Source organism: Desulfogranum marinum, from assembly GCF_963675105.2.
In the GTDB taxonomy this organism is placed as follows: Bacteria; Desulfobacterota; Desulfobulbia; order Desulfobulbales; family Desulfobulbaceae; genus Desulfogranum; species Desulfogranum marinum.
This window is the reverse complement of record NZ_CAXXRO010000004.1, coordinates 2,668,282-2,686,990: the sequence shown is the minus strand read 5'-3', so window position 1 is coordinate 2,686,990 and position 18,709 is coordinate 2,668,282. Positions and strand designations below refer to the sequence as shown.

The following is an 18,709-nucleotide window of genomic DNA, read 5'->3' as shown; positions in this document are numbered from 1 at the left end:
GAGTTTAAATATTGTATAGCAGGAAAAGAGGGATTGGTATCACCATACTCGCCGGCAATCCGCCCAACCCGTAGGGTGGATAAGCGCAGCGCATCCACGCGGATTCCCAATACTCACAGTGGTGGATGCACTACCCTTATCCACCCTACTAAACGATTAAGCTAATACCGTTGGAGGTCTCGCCCATGTTCCAGAACCTGATTCTGAAAAAAGCTTACACAACAAATCAATTAAAGGTCACGGTAATAGCTTTGGCCCTGCTCCTCCTTCTTTGCCCCCTTGTCACCTTTGCACAATATGAAACGCCACAAAAATATTCGGTACAATCACTGCTCAAACCAGAAGTACGAAAAGGGAAGCACTTTACGGTAGCCGAAGAAGTGACAAGCGATGGATTTTTCTATCACTATACAGTGTTGTCGCCATACGGCACATTTACACCAAGCTCCACAAGTGCACTGTATCAGCTTACCCAAGAATTAAACGTTATTGCGGCAATGAAAAAAATTGCTACCGACGACACCGCAATTGCCGCCTTAAAACAATCTGGTAAAAATGCCGCCACAGGCATCAAAAACCTTTTTACCAATACGGAAGAGACACTTCAGGGAGCGGCTGCAGGGGTTAGCAGCCTGTTCAACAGAGCCTCCAATACTATCGGCAGCCGCCAGGTAACCGATGCCGAAGACACTAGAGCACAGCAAATAATCGGATTTTCAAAATCCAAGGGTAAGATCGCCACTCAATACGGAGTAAACGTATATTCTGCAAATGCAGTCTTGCAAGAAGAGCTTGACCGGCTAGCCTGGGCAGACTACCTCGGTGGGCTTGGGGTTGGTGTGGCCATGAGTGCTGTACCGGGCGTCGGGGGCCTGGTGCTGACGACCTCGGGGACGGCGCGTTTACTTAACGAGGCAATCAACAACACCCCCGCTTCGGAACTCTGGCTGCAAAACAAAAACAAGCTTTTGGCTATGGGCATGAACGTAGACACAGTTGAACTATTTCTCAACAACCGTGTCTTTAACCCTGCCCTTGCAACGGTAACAGTTTCCGCCCTGGAAAAAATGAAGGGCGTGGAAAACCTGGAGCTCTTTATCAAGGTCGGCCTGCAGGCCAGTGACCCGCAAATGGCAAGGGTGATAACCACTCTGGCTGTCATGTCCGCAGGTTACCATAAACAAATAGCTCCTCTGCGGCGCATTTCGCCACTGGCACGCATAACCAAGGCAACAACCACCAAGGGAGAGGTTGTGGTTGTACTCCCTACAGATCATATTATCTGGAGTGAAAATGTAGCAGGTATCGCCCGCTCACTCACAGAAAAGAGCGACTCTAAAGAGACGAAGAAGCAACTGTGGGTATTGGGTGATTTCAGCCCCGTAGCCAGCGCCAATTTACAGGAAATGGGATGGACCCTGCAGACTAATGTTAGAGACAGGTTGATTCCTTCTAAAAAGTAGAGAAATAAGGGACAGACCACATTTTAGATTTACAATCTAAAATGTGGTCTGTCCCTTACTACTTGTTAAAAACCTTATATATTACCAGAGAGTTATAGTAATTTGAGGATATTTTTGCAGCCTAAACCCGGCTGGAATTGAATTATCATGAAAAATGTTTATTGTATTGATATTAAGTTATCATTCACGAGAGGTGCACTTATGGGAACAAACATAAACACTGATCAAGCGACGAGGGATTACTTAGAATATCTATTTGACCATCCGGGAATTATCACTGATCAGCCATCCTGTGCTTCTGAAGGTTCATACTGGCTAAAAAAACTGTTAGCTGGACAATGCAGAGGCGATGAAGCGAAGCGTGAAATGATGGCAATTATCAACCGATGGCAAGCTTATCATTACAAGAAAGCCAGATCATTGGGATGGGAGCTGGACGTGGAGGAGTTTAGAAAATCATTTTCTCGGCTTGGTGAGAAAAAATCAGAAATAGGTGACAGACCACACTTTAGATCTACAATCTAAAATGTGTTCTGTCACCTATTTCTCAGTCCCCTATTTCTCAATTATTTCAGTAACAACCGGCCAAGAGTTTCTCGTGCCTTCTCCTCTCCATGCACCAGCCGAATTTCTTTGGGCGGGGTCGGCATGGAGTGCACCCAGTCAACAATCATCTGTTGATCAGCATGCGCTGAATATGCTGTGAGTGAATATACGCCTGCCTTAACCGGAACCTTCCGCTCGATTATTTCGCGTCCAAGGGTTCCTTCGCCTGATACCCTACAAAAAAAATGTCATTTACTGGATCCTGAAGACCATATTCTAAATGGTCGACAATTCGCCCGCCTGTACACATTCCGCTGCCGGCGATAATTATTGCCGGGCCTTTCACATCCAGCAATCGTTGATGATCGGTATATTTCTTTACCGCGTACAATCCTTTAAAATCAAAAGGATGGTCGCCTTGTGCATGAAGAGTTATTGCCTCTTTATCCCAGAAATCATCAAGCTTTGCATATATTTCGGTTATCGCAAGCCCTAAAGGCGAGTCAACAAATACCGGTGCATCTACATTGATTCGGTCTATTTCATAGAGCAACTCCTGGGTTCTGCCAAGAGCAAAGGCCGGGATATACACAATCCCTTTATCGGCGAGTGCTTTTTTAAGCAGGTTACGCAACGTTTCAACCCTGTCCTTTCTGGAGGGGTGCAGCCTGTCGCCGTAGGTGGATTCAAGAACAAGCAGGTCACAACTGTCCGGTGGATCCGGATCGGGCAGTATTGGGGTATCAGTACATCCCAGGTCACCTGAAAAGGTTACGTTAAAACGATCGTGGCTTGCATTGCCAGGAAAAGAAAACTGGATAAAGCATGAACCAAGAATATGGCCTGCATTCTTGAGCTTGAAAGTAATACCCTTTTTCAGGGTAAAGGTTTCATACAGTTCAAAGCCCCAGGAAAGCTCATCAATATCTGCCTCCAACCGTTGCATTTTGTTTTTGCTTTTACCAGAAAAAGACATGGCGTCATGCAGCATAGGAATAAGCAACGCCTTGGTGGCATGGGTGCAGATGATTTCGCCCCGGAAACCTGCCTCAAGTAGCGCCGGCACCCTGCCTATATGATCAATATGGGCATGGGTTAAAAAGAGATAATCGATTGTGCTTGGAGGCACCGGAAATTCAGCAAAGGGTACTTCCGGATCATGCCCATAAGTTGAGCCACAATCTACCAGGATGTTAACGCTGTCATTTGTCGTCGTACGGAACCGAACGAGATGACAGGAACCTGTAACACAGTCTTTTGCACCGAGATGATCGATTTTGATGTGTGATGGGATGCAGGTACTCTTTGGAGGATTATTTTGGTTCATCTTCACTGGTTCAAATCTAAGGATGTGCACCCCATTTGGGTCGTCGATCCAGAAATAGGGGACAGACCACCTTTTAGTTTTGCAAACTAAAAGGTGGTCTGTCCCCTATTTCTCTATTTCTTCGCTTCTTACTTTTTCTCGATCGTCAGTATTCCAAGATACCCATCAACCGTTACTTTATCTCCGGTGGTTATAAGCGCAGTGGCATCCGGCACTCCGGTTATACAGGGAATACCATATTCTCTGGCAATAATAGCACCGTGAATGAGCATCCCTCCCCGCTTTTCTATAATGGCTGCGGCAAGTGGAACAATAAAAGTCATATTCGGATCAATGCTGTCAACTACCAAAATTTCCCCGGCCTGAAAATTCTTTAAATCCTCCAGTTCACATACAACCCTGGCTACGCCCTGCCCAACGCCCTTTGCTGCCGGCTGGCCTACAATTTGCCTGGCAGTGACGCGACTATAGCTTTTTTTCGGAGTCGTGGAACTTTTCCTGGGTCGGGAATCGAGATTTTGCTGCTGGCCTGCCAAGACTGCAGACACCTCTTTGGGGGAGGCATGTTCAGCTCCTGTAACTTGCCGTGCAACTAACCGCTGGCGCCCCGCATTCACAGCTGCAGCTGCCTGCAGTTCTATCTTTCCCAGATACACATTATCATCATCCCGTATGCAATAACTCGCCCTTGCTAAATCTAACAAATCCCCTCCGTTAAAGGGGTACTCGGCTTGTTGCATACGTTTTAAAAAACGGAGTTCAAGTTCCTTGCTCCTTGCCACGCCCCCATCCCGCTGAGCAGGCTGTATCCGGGTATATTCAAGAATAACCTTCATAACCACCAGCAGTCTTTGTTCGTGGTCTTCTTCCAGGCCGGGGAAAAGAAAGCCATACTGACTGAGCAAGTCGTCCAGTTGCCCACGAAACATGGGATCAGTGGGGAGTGTCCCATCATGCTGCTCAAGCTCTTGCTTGAGCTTCGGGTTCTCATTAACCAAAGAAGCAAGCTCATACAACTGTTTGTTACGACTGGTGCTGAGCATTTTCCGGCTACTCAGCAACTGCACAAACTCGTATGGGTCGGCAGGCGTTAACAGTTCATTATAAATCTCTCCGAACAGGCGAACACCGTGAGCAAAAGGAATACATTTTTCCCAATACATGTCTGCCCAGTAGCTGTTTCTCTGTGTACGGTGCTCAATGGCTTCGGCCAGGGCATGGTCATCCAGCGCATCAAGATTGATCTGGGCAAACTCAGCAGCCTCACTCTCCATGGATGGTAATACATCGTGTTCAATAGCATCACGCAGCTGAACCAGGTTGTCATAACTTCTATGCAAGCTGAGATACCACGGCCGCTTATCCTCCCTATCCACACTTGCCAAGGTAGAGATAGGTCGTGCTTGCAGGAGATATAACTGGCCGCCGCTGATTGTCCACTCTATATCCAGTGGCTGATTAAAGTGTTGTTCAAGACGAAGACAAACCTCCTTCAGCTGTAGAAGCTCGCCAGCGGTCAAAGGGGGCCTGTCACGTTGCGACTCAGGAATATCCTCCAGCCCTATCACACCTGCGCGGGCAGTTGTCTGCTTGGTGCGCCGGCTTGGTTGTATCCACTGCCTTACCGCACCGTCTGCTTTGTCTACAAACCATCGATCGGGCTCTATCTGCCCATCAACCAGTCCCTGATTTAAGCCGTATACAGCTTCGACTACCATATGGCTGCTCCCCATGGGATCATGGGTAAAGCAGATACCGGAGACATCACTGCTTACCATCTCCTGAACAACCACGGCCATTCTGCTTGTCTCGACCGATAGCCCAAGTTCCTGTCGATACAGCAGTGCCCGGTCGGACCACAGGGAAGCCCAGACCTTTTTGACATGATCTATAATTTTGTCACAGGGAATATTGAGATACGACTCATGCAAACCGGCAAAGGAACCGGCCACTTGATCCTCGTCTGTTGCAGATGAACGGACTGCCACCAGCGAGTTAGCGAAAGCACTGTTCAGTAAAAGGGATAATTCGTTTTCTACTTCTGACGGGATCGATGCTGCAAGAAAAAGTGCCTTCACGCGCAAGGCTGTATCCCAGATCTCCTCCCAGCGCATGTCCTGCTGCTGTTTTCGATTCAGCACCAGGCCGATTTTTTCTCGAAGTCCATGAAAGTCAAGAAAACCGTCATAGGCATCACTGGTAATGCACACTGTTTTGGGTACATTACATCCTGCCGCCAGCAAGTCACGCAGCCCTACCCCCTTGCCTCCTACCTGCTGAACCGTGGCCGTCTTTTCATGTTCAAGAAAAAATATCCTTTTCATTACCGGGATGATACTCCATGACGTTTTGGAAACGGTTGACCAACAGATAATGGTGAACTTTTACCTTGATCAAGACTGTTGCCGGGGAAGAGAGAAAATCCACAAGATAGGGATGGCGCTCCAGGTATAAACTGCGCAGCATTTCCAACTCATTCGGTTCCACCTGGCCGGCACGCCCTATGATAGTAAGAGCTTCAGCCGCATGAAAATCTGCTTCACAGTTACTGCGGGTGTCAACAAGCAGAGATACGCGCGGCTGCTGAGAGAGGTTGATAAATTTTCGGGTTGCGGTACCGGTAGCCACCACCAGCGTTTCCAGATCAGGTGTATGGGCATACGCCATAAGGCTTGCATAAGGTTGTTCCCCTCTTACAGTCGATAACACCGCAAGCCGTTGTGATACCAATACCTTTAAAATGGCTGCCCGCATGTTGGAGTCATAATTTTCCATAGTACGTCTATACCCTTTTCTTAATGTACAACGTGACTTGTAATGTATCCTTTAGAGAGCATAACATTTGTCGCCCCTCATTATTCATACCATAAGGTCCATTATAAGGAGATTCATCATAGAATCAACAAAGCATCGTTTTTGAGCCTGCTGGAAGTTAAGTTACAACCTGCACACCACATCGATGAATTTTGGTGTTATTGGGGCAGCTCAAAGTAGCAATTACACCGATGAGGCTTAAGGTGGGTGAGCTGAGCGCATCCACGCGGGGTCCGATGGCTACCATTGGCAACAGGCTCCGTTATTCAACGAACCGTCGTTTGATCGGCAAGTCGATCTGAAAAACCGTACCTTCTCCTTCCCTGGAAGAGACTTCGATTGAGCCACCGTGGGCTCGTATAATGCCGTAAGAGACTGAAAGTCCCAGGCCGGTACCATTACTTTTGGTGGTAAAAAAAGGATTGAAAATTTTCACCCGCGTCGATTCATTCATACCAGGACCGGTATCGGCAACCAGAATCCGTACCCAGCGGTCCTCCACGCTCCCGGAAAGACGCAGCTCCCCTTTACCTGCCATGGCCTGCGCAGCATTGAGCAGAATATTGGTGAACACCTGCCGCAATCGCTCACGATCCCCCTGGACAGCGGGCAGTTCTGCGGCAAAGGTTTTCTTGACCTTGATGCCGACCATGGGCGCATGATGACTGAGCTGGTCCAGTATCTCGCCCAACAGGGCTGGTATCTGCACCGGTTCCGTGTTGAGGTTCTGCTCCCTGGATGAGCTGAGCAGATTCCGGGTGATCAAGGAAATCCGGTCAACCTGTTTCATGATCTCGGCCAGTTCCTCGTGCTCGTCAGCGTCATCTGCCAAGCCCATCTGCAGAATTTCAACGTTACCGCGAATAATCGCTGCCGGGTTATTGATCTCGTGTGCCACCCCGGATGCCAGAGAGCCGATAGCCGCCAATTTTTCCTGATGGAGCAGTTGTTCCTGGGTTTGAATCAGTTCCAGACTTTTCTCTTCCAACTGCGAAGTTCTTCTCTCGACTTTTTTCTCTAGCTGGCGATTAAGCTCCTGCAGCTCCAGATCACTGATCCGCAGGGCATTGGTCATGTCGGCAAAGGCGGTGGTGAGATGCCCTATTTCGTCTCGACCGGCGGCAGGTAAAGATACATCCCGCTCGCCACCGGCAATTTTTTTCGCCGACCCGGCCAACGCTAGGACCGGTTCGGATAAACGCCGAGCAAACCAGCCGGCCAAAAGGCCGCCGAGCAAACAACCCAAGACCAATAAACCGGAGAGGAGTAAAAATGCCCGTTTTTTCACGGCGACCAGCGGTTTTTCCAACATGCCGACGTACAGAGCGCCAATCGCGTCCCCTTTGCCGGAAAAGATCGGCTCGTAGGCGGTCAGGTACCACTCATTGACCACAATCGCTCTATCAAGCCAGGTTTCTCCATGCTGCAAGACAGCTTCAGCCACCTGCGGCGAAACCAACGTGCCCAAGGCTCGTTGACCATTTTTTAGACGCACCGTGGTGGCAACCCGCAGTGATTCGAGGAAAATTGTTGCACTGCCGACGGCAACACCGGCATACTCATCCCGGCCATACACCAGTTCATTAATCCTATCGACCAGGCCCAAATTATTATTGAGCATCACCCCACCATAGAGACAACCAACAGGTAGCCCTGAGCGATCGAGCAGCGGGATAGCCGCAACCAGAAACATGCCGCGCCGCTCCAGCGGCTCATCCTCGGCTGCAGGACCGTAAATCGCGGCACGCAATGCGAGCTCCGGACTTTCACGCTCCAGCTCCGCTTCACTCATCAACACCGTCCCTTGGAAGGGTCCATCGGCCAAAGCCTTGAGGACAAAGTCAGCTGCGCGTGTCAACTGCTCGTCGCCGGTCTGCAACAGCATCTTCCCTTGAAGATCACTGATATTGAGCATATCCAGCTGTTCCAGCCGCCGTGTTTCGGCCAGTAATTTCGCGAGCGACTCACGGTCAGCGGTCTGCAGGGCACCGACCAAAGGCAACGACCGTGCAGTAAAACGTACCACCTCATACAGCCGTTGCTGCTCCCTTTCCAGAACGGTCCGCGCGGCGTTCAGGTCGTTACGAATCTGCTTTTGGGTCTGGTCCACAATTGAAGCATTAATCAAAAAGGTAGCGGCAAGCGCCACCAGCACCAGAATCAAAACCAGCGGCGTTACAATCGCCAGCGTTAATTTACCGCGTATCGAGTTGAAGGCGGCATAAAAAGGGTTGGTCATCAGTCGAGCGACTCGTCTTGGTTAAGGTCGAATTCTTTGATTTTGCGGTTGATTGTTCTGCGTGTCACCCCCAGAAGTTCAGCAGCCCGGCTTTTATTCCATCGGGTTTCCCGGAGTGCGCGAATCACCTGCAGACGTTCCGTCTCACGCAGATTAAGCGGTAACGTTGGACCATCTGCCGGCTTCGGTTCCTGGTTGGCAAACGGCAAATGGGCTAGCTTAATCATCCCGTCACGGGCGATAATGGAACACCGTTCCATCATGTTTTCCAGCTCGCGAACATTGCCGGGCCAGTGATATTTCTTGAGCGCTGCCAGCGCTTCTGCTTCAATTCCTGCCACTGCACGGCGGGTTTTTTGCTCGATTTTCTGTAAAAAATGCTCGGCCAAGGGTTCAATATCTTCCTCGCGTTCTCGCAGTGGCGGCAACTCAACAGGAAAGACGTTGAGGCGATAATAGAGATCTTCGCGGAATGCTCCGGCGGCGACCTCTTGCTGCAAATCTTTGTTGGTGGCAGCCACAAAACGGACATCCACCTTGCGGACAGTGGTCGAGCCAACCGGGATAAACTCTCCTTCCTGCAGCACACGCAACAACTTGGCCTGCAGCACCTGACTCAGTTCGCCGACCTCGTCGAGGAACATGGTTCCCTGATCAGCCTCCTCAAGCAATCCCTTCTGAGCCTGGACAGCACCGGTAAAAGCACCTTTGACATGACCAAACAGTTGACTTTCAAGCAGAGTTTCCGATAGAGCGGCACAGTTCAGAGCCAGAAAACGGCTATTCTTACGCGGGCTGGCGTAATGGATGGCAGCGGCAACCAATTCCTTGCCGGTGCCGCTTTCTCCCAGCACCAGGACGCTCAGATCACTGTCGGCAGCACTCAGTGCAAGATCATAGGCCTGACGGAATGTATTGCTGCAAAATATCGGTTCGGCAGAAACTTTCTGTTCCTGCAGCTCTTTCTTCAAAGAATTGTTCTCTTCAAGAAGGCGCTGTTGCTCAAGGGTATGCTTGACAACGGCGGAGAGTTTTTCCTTTGGAAAGGGCTTGGTCAGGTAATCATAAGCACCGATCTTCATCGCCTCGACCGCCGAGTCTATGGTACCATGTCCGGTCATAATAATGACCGGCAGTTGCGGACACTTCACCTGCAATCGTTGCAAGACTTCAATGCCATCCATTTGCGGCATCTTGACATCCAGCAGCAGCATATCGGCATCGCCGTCAAAGTCCTTCAGGCTCTTTAGCAACAGCAGCGGGTCGGCAAAACTCTCAACCTGGTACCCCCAGTTGGTAAGCATCTTGCTGAGATAACGCCGCATTCCTTCTTCATCATCACAAATCAGTATCTTTGTGGTCATATCGTATCTATTGAATCACTAGGCAGAAATTTCATCATCATAAGTGAGGCTGGATTAAGAGTGACATTTTGGGGAGTTACGGTACACCCATTTTTCGGTTCAACGGATAGAGGATGGGTAGATAAAGCCCCATAGTTCCTCATCACTTAATAAGTATAATAAGGAAAACAATGATTGTAGACAAGTACGCCTTCTAATGTAATTCGAGACGAAAACAAACAAAAAGTACTGTGGAATCGACCTGCATACCAATAATCCTCAATTTTGATCATTAACCTGGAACTTCCTCCCTGCCGACATACTTACCCCAGGCGGTCATTGCTGTCCCGTCGCGAGACAGGATGTCCCGGAAAGTTTGTTCTACCAAGACGTTTAACAGGCCTTTGCCCTCAGCAGTAAAAACCATTTTTAGCCCCTTTTTTCAGCCATATTGAGACACATTTCAAAAAAGTGACCGGCTTGGTACGACCTCTGCAAAGCAGGGTCAATTTTCCTTTAATTGACAGCAACAATTCCACGCAAGGAGAGCAAAGCATGGGAATATCGAGACGTAATTTTTTAAAAGGGAGTGCCTTAACGGCAGGGACCGTTGCCTTGACCGGTAAAGCGGCCAAAGCAAGTGTTGACTCCCCTGAGTTGCGCATCAAAGGGCTGCAGACCAGCACCACCGTCTGTCCTTACTGTGCGGTCGGCTGCGGTATGATCGTCCATACCAAGAACGGCAAAATCGTCAACATCGAGGGTGACACAGAGCATCCGATTAACCGGGGCTCACTCTGTTCCAAAGGCAGCGCCCTGTTTCAGGTGGCCAACAACGAACGTCGTCTGACCCATGTTCAGTACCGCGCACCAGGCAGCAAACGATGGGAAAAAAAATCTTGGGAATGGGCAATGCAGCGTATGGCCCAGCTGATGAAAGAGACCCGTGACCGTAACTTTGTCAAGCAGGAAGAGATCGACGGGAAAACGTACACGGTCAACCGTAACGATGGCATGGCCATGATCGGCGCGGCGGCGCTGGACAACGAGGAATGTTACCTGCTCGGCAAGTTCGGCCGTGCCATGGGGGTCGGCTATATCGAACACCAGGCGCGCATCTGACACAGCGCTACAGTCGCCGGTCTGGCGGCAACATTCGGTCGTGGTGCAATGACCAACCACTGGAATGATATCCAGCATTCCGATGTCATTGTCAGCATTGGTTCCAACCCTGCAGAAAATCACCCAATATCCTTTAAATACGTCGAGATGGCGATGGACAAAGGCGCCAAGCTGGTCTCCATCGATCCACGGTATACACGGACCTCGTCTAAAGCCGATCTTTATGCCCAGCTTCGCCCGGGAACCGATATCGCCTTTATGGGCGGTCTGATAAATTACCTGCTCAAAAACGACCTGATCCAAAGAGAATACGTAGTCAATTACACCAATGCTGCTTTTCTGGTTAACGAAGATTTTGATTTCAACGATGGGATCTTTTCCGGCTATGACGCCGAGAGTTTCCGTTACGACAAAGAGAGTTGGGCCTACCAAGTGGACGAAAACGGAATGCCGAAGCGCGACGACAGTCTCGAGCATCCGCAAAGTGTCTACCAGTTAATGAAAAAACACTATGCCCGCTACACTCCGGAAAAGGTTTGTGAGATAACCGGCACCGAAATACAAAGCTACATGGAAGTGGCGCGTGCTTTCGCATCGACCCACAAAGCCAATAAGGTAGCAACCATCATGTATGCCATGGGCACCACCCAGCACACCCATGGAACCCAGAACGTACGCTCCTACGCCATGCTGCAGCTGCTCCTCGGCAACATCGGTATGGCAGGTGGCGGAATCAACGCCTTACGCGGTGAGTCCAACGTCCAGGGATCAACCGATTACGCCGTCCTTTATCACATCCTGCCCGGCTACCTGAAAGTACCGACCTACGACAATGTTGATCTGGCCACCTACTTCGATAAGTGGACCCCGAAAACCAACGACTCGCAAAGCGCCAACTGGTGGAGTAACACCCCCAAGTACATGACCAGCCTGCTCAAGGCCTATTGGGGAGATGCTGCTACGAAAGAGAACGATTTTTGCTTTGATTATCTTCCCAAGCGCAGCGGCAACTACTCCTACATACGACTGATGGAGCGATTGCAACACGGCGGTTTTGAGGGAATGATCTTCATGGGAACCAACCCGATTGTTGGTGGACCTGATGTCAATGCCATCGCCTCGGGGATGGATAATCTTAAATGGCTGGTCGCCGTTGATCTGTGGGAAACGGAAAGTTCGGTCTTCTGGAAACGGCCCGGCGTCGATCCTAAAGACATCGATACGGAAGTGTTCCTGCTGCCGGCCGCCTCCTCGGTGGAAAAGGAAGGTTCTATCTCCAACTCCGGGCGCTGGGCTCAATGGCGTTACAAAGCGGTCAACCCTCCGGGACATGCCGAGAGCGACGCCTACATAGTTGACCAGTGGATCAAGCGCCTCAAAGAGTTGTACAGCAAGGACGGTGTTTTTCCCGAGCCGATCGTCGATCTGGCCTGGAACTATGGTGACGGCCACGAACCGGATATCGATCTGGTTGCCCGCGAATGCAACGGCCGGTTCACCCGCGACGTGGTGGTCAAGGGAAAGGCTTTCAAAAAAGGGCAACAGGTACCAAGCTTCGCTTACCTGCAGGCAGATGGTTCAACCTCCAGCGGCAACTGGCTCTATTGCAACTCCTACACCGAGGAGGGCAACAAGATGCAGCGCCGTGGACTGGAAGATCCGACCGGCATGGGCTTTTACCACGACTGGGCCTGGTGTTGGCCGGTCAACCGGCGAGTGCTCTACAACCGCGCCTCCGTCGATGTTAATGGTCGCCCCTGGAATCCGGAGAAGCCGGTTATCAGTTGGAACAAGCTGACCCGCAAATGGGAAGGCGATGTGCCGGACGGCGGTTGGGTGCCGATGAGCGAAGATGGAACCAAGTCACCCTTCATCATGATTGCCGAAGGCTACGGGCGATTGTTTGCAGCCGGGCTGGCAGACGGACCGCTTCCCGAACACTATGAACCGATGGAAAGCCCGGTCGCCAACTTCATGACCGGACAGCAATGCAACCCAGCGGTATCAGTCCCCGGAAAGATCGACAACAGCGGTAAGTATCCCTATGTCGGTACCACCTACCGGGTCTCCGAACATTGGCAGGCCGGCGCCATGACCCGTAACCTGCCGTGGTTGGTTGAGTTGGTTCCCGACATGTTCGTCGAGATCAGCGAACAGCTGGCAGAATGGAAAGGCCTGAAAAACGGCGATATGGTCACTGTTAGCTCAGAACGTGGTCAGATCGAAGCGCGGGCACTTGTCACCGAACGGATCAAACCGTTTCGGGTGCAGGGTAAGCTGGTTGAACAGGTCGGCATGCCATGGCATTTCGGCTTTAACGGCATGGCCACCGGTGGAACTGCCAACACCCTGACCGCAGCAGTCGGTTGTGCCAATACCACCATTCCGGAGTACAAGGCCTTCCTCTGCAATATCGAGAAAGGAGGTATCAAGTCATGAGTAGCAACAAGAGCCCGAAACAGAATGCCTTTCTGATCGACCTGACCAAATGCACAGGTTGCCGTGGATGCCAGGTTGCCTGCAAGCAATGGAATCAGCTGGAAGCGGAGAATACCGAATTTTTCAGCGGCGAAGGATATCAGAATCCGCCGGCAATGTCTGAGTATACGTTCACCCGGATCAAGTTCCGCGACTATCAGAAAAACGGTCAAAACGAGTTCGCTTTCTACAAAGAGATGTGCATGCACTGCGATGACCCTGCCTGTGCTTCGGTCTGCCCGGTCAACGCTTTCGAGAAGACCGCCGAAGGTCCGGTCATCTATAAAGCGGATCGCTGCATCGGCTGCCGCTTCTGCATGATCGCCTGTCCATTCGGTATTCCCAAATATGAATGGAGTAAAGGGTTGCCGCTGGTCAGGAAATGCACCGGTTGTTACAGCCGCATCAAAGAAGGGATGAAGCCTGCCTGTGCCACCGCCTGCCCTACCGCTATCGAATATGGTCCGCGTGATGAGATGATCAAAATCGCCGAGGAACGGCTTGCAAATCATCCAGACAAGTACATCCGTAAAATTTATGGTCTGGAAGAAGCGGGCGGCACCACTGTCCTCTACCTGACCAACCTGCCCTTCGACGAACTCGGTTTCAAAGAAGTCACCCAGCGGGCTCTACCGGAGTACACCTGGCAGGCGCTGCGTTTTGTACCGGCATCGTTTCTCGCCGTCGGCGGCACGCTTTCAGCCCTCTCCTGGATAACCCACCGCCGTGAGCGCCTGATGAAAAAACAAGCAACCGTTGAGCAGGCTGAGACTCCTGCTGAAGAGAAGGAGCAATAAAATGAACGTAGCTAGTACAGTTATCAAAGAGGTCAAAGGATATCACGGATTTATCAAATTCATGATTTTCATTGTTGCTCTGAGCGGTGTCGCCGCAATGGTCCGTTTTGTCTTTGGCCTGGGGGCGACCACCAATATGGATGACACCTATCCCTGGGGGCTCTGGGTCTCTTTCGACGTGGTCACCGCCGTGCCGCTGGCTGCCGGGGCCTTTACTCTGGGCGCCATCGTCCATTGTTTTCATATAAAAAAGCTTGAACCGCTGGTTCGTCCGGCGATTGTCACCGGTTTTCTCGGCTACTCGCTGGTTTGCGTCGGCCTGCTGCTTGACCTGGGACAACCGCACAAAGGCTGGCACGTGCTGCGCTACTGGAACCTGCATTCGCCGATGTTTGAAGTCTCCATGTGCGTCATGGCCTACACCACGGTGCTGTTTCTTGAGTTTCTTTCGCCGGTGGCGGAGAAGTTCGGCTGGAACATTCCACTGCGCATCCTGCGTTGGCTGGAGATGCCGCTTGTCATCCTGGCTGCTGCCATCTCGACCCTGCACCAATCGTCGCTGGGTACTTTTTTCCTGATCGCGGTCGATAAGCTGCACAGTCTCTGGTACAACCCGATGCTGCCATTGCTTTTCTGGGTCAGCGCCATCTGCAGCGGTATGTGCATTATCATTATCGAAGCAACCGCCACCCATAAATGGATGGGACAGCCGAACGAGGGCGTGCTGTTACGCACCCTGGCGAAAATTCTGCCATGGACCCTCGGTCTTTACATCGCGCTGCGCACCTATTCCCTGCTGGCGCTCTCGGAAGGGCCGCTTTTTAACAACCCGACCCTCACCCTGTTGTTTGTCCTGGAGCTTGGCATCGGCTTTATCCTCCCCTTTTTCATGTTCATCAGCCACACGGTCCGCAACGACGATCGCCTCAGGTCACACGCCGCTCTGTTAGTGGTGTTCGGTCTGGTGCTTAATCGTTTTAATGTCTCCATGTTCGGCATGATGGACTCTACCCATATCTACTATCCATCATTGATCGAAACGGTGGTAACCATAGGCATCATTACCGCACACATCCTGCTCTTCGTGCTGATCGCCAAGTACTTCCCGATCTTCGAGCATCACCCCGAAACCGTTGACTACTCTATTCCGGACTCGTTCGGCAAGGTAGACGACGCCGTACCAAAGGGTGCGTAATATGCTTTTGCCGAAAACCGAACGGTTTCCGGCAAGAGGCACCAACCACCGCCACCGCATTCGTCCAATGCGGTGGCGGTAATCACACTGAAAACAGAGCAAAAACAGGCATTAAAAATTTTCGGATGGATTAACAATGCATACTAACCAGGCACATGAAATTGTTCGCGTCAGGCAGGGTCGGAGCGAACAACTCCAACGTCATACCGTCTCCGAATACCCCTTGCGCCTGCGGGTTAATGATCGCGAATTGGCGACCTTGGTCTGTTCCCCGCACCAACTCAATTTCCTGCTGTTCGGTTTTTTCCGTCTGCAGGGTTTTATTGAATCACTCGACGATATTTCCTCCTTCGAAGTCTGCGACAAATACGGTCTGGCCGACGTACACCTGAAAGGCGAACTGCCCGAGCGGCTGCAGCCAACTCTCACTTCCGGTTGCGGCACTGGTATTGCCTACAACCTGCCCACTCAACTGCTCGGTAAAAACAGGCAACGGCCGCGCAATTATAACACCCGCGCCCTGCTCCAACTGATGAACGAATTAAACGATCTGACCGAGCACTACCGCAGCCATGGCGGTATCCATTCTGCAGCGATCGGCGACAGCGACGGCACGCTCATCCTGCACGCCGAAGATATCGGCCGTCACAACACGTTTGACCGTGTTGCCGGTGAGGCGTTGGTCCGCAAAATCGACCTGCATGACAAAATGCTGGTCACCTCCGGACGGGTCTCCACCGAGATGGTGGCCAAGGCTGCAAAACTCGGCGTCGGCCTGGTCGCTTCGCGCACCTCGCCAACCGACAAAGCCGTTGAACTCTGCGAACAAGCCGGCATCACCCTGGTCGGCTATGTGCGCGGGAAAAACATGGATATTTACGCCCATCCCGAACAGCTGAACGTAACCGGCACTGGGGACCGGATCAGTGGTGTGACCGGGGTTATTCTCGCCGGTGGGGAGAGTCGCCGTATGGGCAGTAACAAATCTCTGCTCCCACTTGCCGGCGCTCGCTTTATTGATCAGGTTTACCGACGCATGGCAGGTCTGTTTGACGAAGTCATCATCGTCACCAACACCCCTGACCTGTACAAAGAAATCCCCTGTCGCAAAGTCCCGGATATCTACTATGCCCAAGGTGCACTGGCCGGATTGCACTCCGGTTTAGCGCACGCTAAGTGCGAAAAAATCTTCGTGGTTGCTTGCGACATGCCGTTTATTTCCGCTGCAGTTGTGAAAGAAATCTGTGCTCACGCAGATCAAGGGGATTTAGTGATTCCGTTCAGCAGCAACGGTCATGAACCCCTGCACGCGCTTTACAGCAAAAGCTGTTTACCAGCGATGGAGGAAGTGCTTGACGCCGGTTTAAAACGAATAATAACTTTCTTTGAAAAGGTGAAACAGGTGGAATTGCCTGCAAGTAAAATACGGCAATATGATCCTGAAGAAAAAAGTTTTAAAAATATTAACACGCCTGAGGATTATTTCCGCTTGCGCGCCACCGTGGTTGCAACGGAGCAACCACAGTTACAGCTCAAGCAAGGCAATAACTGAGCCAGTTGACTTACTGCCTTTTCGCCCAATCTCTCGGAGTCTAACGCTTACCTGACCTTGAACGAAAATTCTAGTAAACCAACAGACTCAGAACTGAGTAACTATTTCACTGAAACGTATCGCCTAACAGGTTCCCCCTTCCTCATGGCGAGCAGTCAATGGCCTGGCTGGAAACGGCCGGGCCTTTTACCTGTAGACTTATTCCGGCAACGGTAAACGGCTCAACGAAAATACCTTTACTTATCGTCCTGACTCCGGAACGCGGTGTTTCGTAACTCTTGGTAAAAGGAAAACATATGCTCAACTATTATCAGGCTAGAAATCCGATCATCAATCCGATTCCTCGGCCGGCCACGGACACCATTCCACGGTTCAACGTCAACATTCAGGCCATGGCTGAAGAGACTATCGTTAGCCAGCATCCACCAGCCGTCTCTTTTATTGCCCCCTCCGGGTCAGGCAAAACAACACTGTTAACAAAGTTGATCGCCGAGTTAAAAAATCGTGGTTATACAGTAGGTGCCATGAAACATGGCCCTCCTGATTTCGAAATCGATCGCCCCGGTAAAGACAGCCATCGCCTTGCCGAGGCTGGTGCAGATAGCATGCTCATAAGCGCTGACAATAAACTGGCGTTGGTCAAGCAAGTCGAGCAACCGCCGACATTCAAAGAGTTACTGGCCACCTATTTTCCGGATGTCGACATTATCTTGGTCGAAGGGTTCAAACGGGTCAGCCTACCGAAAATTGAAATCCATCGCCACCAACACACCAGCGGCCTACTCTGCCGCGGAAAAAAAACACGACCCGAACCTGATCGCCGTCGCCACTGACAGAGAGCTACAGGTCGATGTCCCGCAGCTGGACCTGAACCAACCGGAGGTAATTGTCGATTTCCTTTTGCTCAACTTTTCCATCACATAAGCCGTGAGCTTTGACCGGCCCATGGCTGGCTGGAAGTCAGTACTTTATTCACTCGTGAAATCGACGAGATAAGCCTATTAAAACAAAAAGAGGGTTTTACATCTATTGCGTAGCCCCCTATCCTCTTTCCTCCAAGGAGCGTATCATGCAAATAGTAGAAGCACGTTGCACCCACTGTGAACTGACCGCCGTCCTTCCCTCTATCCCAGACTTCGTTATTGACGACAACGGTAAGTATATTCCTTTAAAATATCCTGGAGAAAGACAAATATTAGAAGATGTTTTGGGTGAAGGGTATGATCCAAAGTCGCTTGCTGAAAGGCTGGTTACTTATATTCCTATGGCTTGTGCAGCATGCAAAACGCAGTTCGGCTTGGACATTAAAAGAGATGTACCCAAATGCTCTCAATGCGGCTCTGAGGATATTTATATTATTACGCAGCATATAGAGAAAACTTGCCCTATATGCAATATAGGAGTGATTAAATCCAAGGTGATGTGACTTGGCAAGAGGAGATATCTCCCTGGGACCTGTGTCTCACAAGAAGTTAGCTCTTCATTGATGTAAACTTTACTTTTTTTGCTACGTCCCCTGTCATTTTGACTTTTTCAAGCTCAGGCTCTATATCCCGCGTCTATACAGTACGGGTTTACCGGAAGAGCCTTTTACTTCCCCATCAAATTTCTTTGCCAATGCCACTCTTGTTTTGTTATAAAAGACTCTCCCTCGCTGATTTTTTGAGCCTTTAGACTTGAGTAATTATAAGGTAGCGCAAGATGTTACTAAAGGTCAGAAAAGGGAGGCTATAGATACAATCATCCCTTTCCTTTTTTCCTTCTAGAAAGCCATCAACCAGGATTTCTCATCAATACAGTTTTTCGCAGGGCAAAGCACAAGTCTATTCCCGA

Annotated in this window: 15 protein-coding genes; 8 read left to right on the top strand and 7 right to left on the bottom strand. The window is 50.6% G+C overall.

Annotated elements, in window-relative coordinates:
* Positions 1–185: 185 nt before the first annotated feature.
* Both ACHZCY_RS20455 and ACHZCY_RS20450 read left to right on the top strand, forming a co-directional pair.
* Positions 186–1,463: a hypothetical protein gene (locus tag ACHZCY_RS20455; RefSeq protein ID WP_319550202.1), complete on the top strand. Its 1,278-nt coding sequence runs from the start codon at positions 186–188 to the stop codon at positions 1,461–1,463.
* A 201-nt stretch (positions 1,464–1,664) separates the two neighbouring features.
* The gene (locus ACHZCY_RS20450; protein WP_319550201.1) at positions 1,665–1,988 is read left to right on the top strand and encodes a hypothetical protein; all 324 of its coding nucleotides are present in this window, start codon (positions 1,665–1,667) and stop codon (positions 1,986–1,988) included.
* A gap of 41 nt (positions 1,989–2,029) precedes the next feature.
* On the opposite strand, the gene ACHZCY_RS20445 is transcribed toward ACHZCY_RS20450, so the two are convergent.
* The 7 genes from ACHZCY_RS20445 to ACHZCY_RS20415 all read right to left on the bottom strand — a co-directional run bounded on the left by ACHZCY_RS20445 (position 2,030) and on the right by ACHZCY_RS20415 (position 10,159).
* Positions 2,030–2,137, bottom strand: a complete 108-nt coding sequence (locus ACHZCY_RS20445) for an MBL fold metallo-hydrolase RNA specificity domain-containing protein (RefSeq protein ID WP_394713423.1) — start codon at positions 2,135–2,137, stop codon at positions 2,030–2,032.
* A gap of 71 nt (positions 2,138–2,208) precedes the next feature.
* Positions 2,209–3,336, bottom strand: a complete 1,128-nt coding sequence (locus ACHZCY_RS20440; RefSeq protein ID WP_319550200.1) for an MBL fold metallo-hydrolase — start codon at positions 3,334–3,336, stop codon at positions 2,209–2,211.
* A 128-nt stretch (positions 3,337–3,464) separates the two neighbouring features.
* The gene (locus ACHZCY_RS20435) at positions 3,465–5,660 is read right to left on the bottom strand and encodes a PEP/pyruvate-binding domain-containing protein (RefSeq protein WP_319550199.1); all 2,196 of its coding nucleotides are present in this window, start codon (positions 5,658–5,660) and stop codon (positions 3,465–3,467) included.
* Entirely contained in the window at positions 5,638–6,111 is a 474-nt protein-coding gene (locus ACHZCY_RS20430) for a pyridoxamine 5'-phosphate oxidase family protein (RefSeq protein WP_319550198.1), read from the bottom strand. The genes ACHZCY_RS20435 and ACHZCY_RS20430 overlap by 23 nt, the downstream gene beginning before the upstream one ends.
* Before the next feature lie 301 nt (positions 6,112–6,412).
* Entirely contained in the window at positions 6,413–8,389 is a 1,977-nt protein-coding gene (locus ACHZCY_RS20425) for a cache domain-containing protein (protein WP_319550197.1), read from the bottom strand.
* The gene (locus ACHZCY_RS20420; RefSeq protein WP_319550196.1) at positions 8,389–9,753 is read right to left on the bottom strand and encodes a sigma-54-dependent transcriptional regulator; all 1,365 of its coding nucleotides are present in this window, start codon (positions 9,751–9,753) and stop codon (positions 8,389–8,391) included. The genes ACHZCY_RS20425 and ACHZCY_RS20420 overlap by 1 nt, the downstream gene beginning before the upstream one ends.
* A gap of 271 nt (positions 9,754–10,024) precedes the next feature.
* Positions 10,025–10,159 carry a hypothetical protein gene (locus tag ACHZCY_RS20415; RefSeq protein ID WP_319550195.1) on the bottom strand — a complete coding sequence of 45 codons (135 nt, stop codon included), beginning with the start codon at positions 10,157–10,159 and terminating at the stop codon, positions 10,025–10,027.
* 128 nt (positions 10,160–10,287) lie between these two features.
* Between ACHZCY_RS20415 and fdnG the strand changes: the two genes are divergently transcribed.
* The 6 genes from fdnG to ACHZCY_RS20385 all read left to right on the top strand — a co-directional run bounded on the left by fdnG (position 10,288) and on the right by ACHZCY_RS20385 (position 18,302).
* Positions 10,288–13,293 carry a formate dehydrogenase-N subunit alpha gene (fdnG, locus tag ACHZCY_RS20410; RefSeq protein WP_319550194.1) on the top strand — a complete coding sequence of 1,002 codons (3,006 nt, stop codon included), beginning with the start codon at positions 10,288–10,290 and terminating at the stop codon, positions 13,291–13,293.
* Positions 13,290–14,129, top strand: a complete 840-nt coding sequence (locus ACHZCY_RS20405) for a 4Fe-4S dicluster domain-containing protein (protein WP_205224800.1) — start codon at positions 13,290–13,292, stop codon at positions 14,127–14,129. The genes fdnG and ACHZCY_RS20405 overlap by 4 nt, the downstream gene beginning before the upstream one ends.
* A gap of 1 nt (position 14,130) precedes the next feature.
* The gene (gene nrfD, locus ACHZCY_RS20400) at positions 14,131–15,324 is read left to right on the top strand and encodes an NrfD/PsrC family molybdoenzyme membrane anchor subunit (protein WP_319550193.1); all 1,194 of its coding nucleotides are present in this window, start codon (positions 14,131–14,133) and stop codon (positions 15,322–15,324) included.
* 136 nt (positions 15,325–15,460) lie between these two features.
* A complete protein-coding gene (fdhD, locus tag ACHZCY_RS20395; protein WP_319550192.1) occupies positions 15,461–16,876 on the top strand; it encodes a formate dehydrogenase accessory sulfurtransferase FdhD in 1,416 nt (471 codons plus the stop codon).
* A 296-nt stretch (positions 16,877–17,172) separates the two neighbouring features.
* On the top strand, positions 17,173–17,709 hold the full coding sequence (gene mobB, locus ACHZCY_RS20390) for a molybdopterin-guanine dinucleotide biosynthesis protein B (protein ID WP_319550191.1): 537 nt from the start codon (positions 17,173–17,175) through the stop codon (positions 17,707–17,709).
* A 236-nt stretch (positions 17,710–17,945) separates the two neighbouring features.
* Positions 17,946–18,302, top strand: coding sequence for a hypothetical protein (locus ACHZCY_RS20385; protein WP_319550190.1), 357 nt, complete (start codon positions 17,946–17,948; stop codon positions 18,300–18,302).
* The last annotated feature ends 407 nt before the right edge of the window (positions 18,303–18,709 follow it).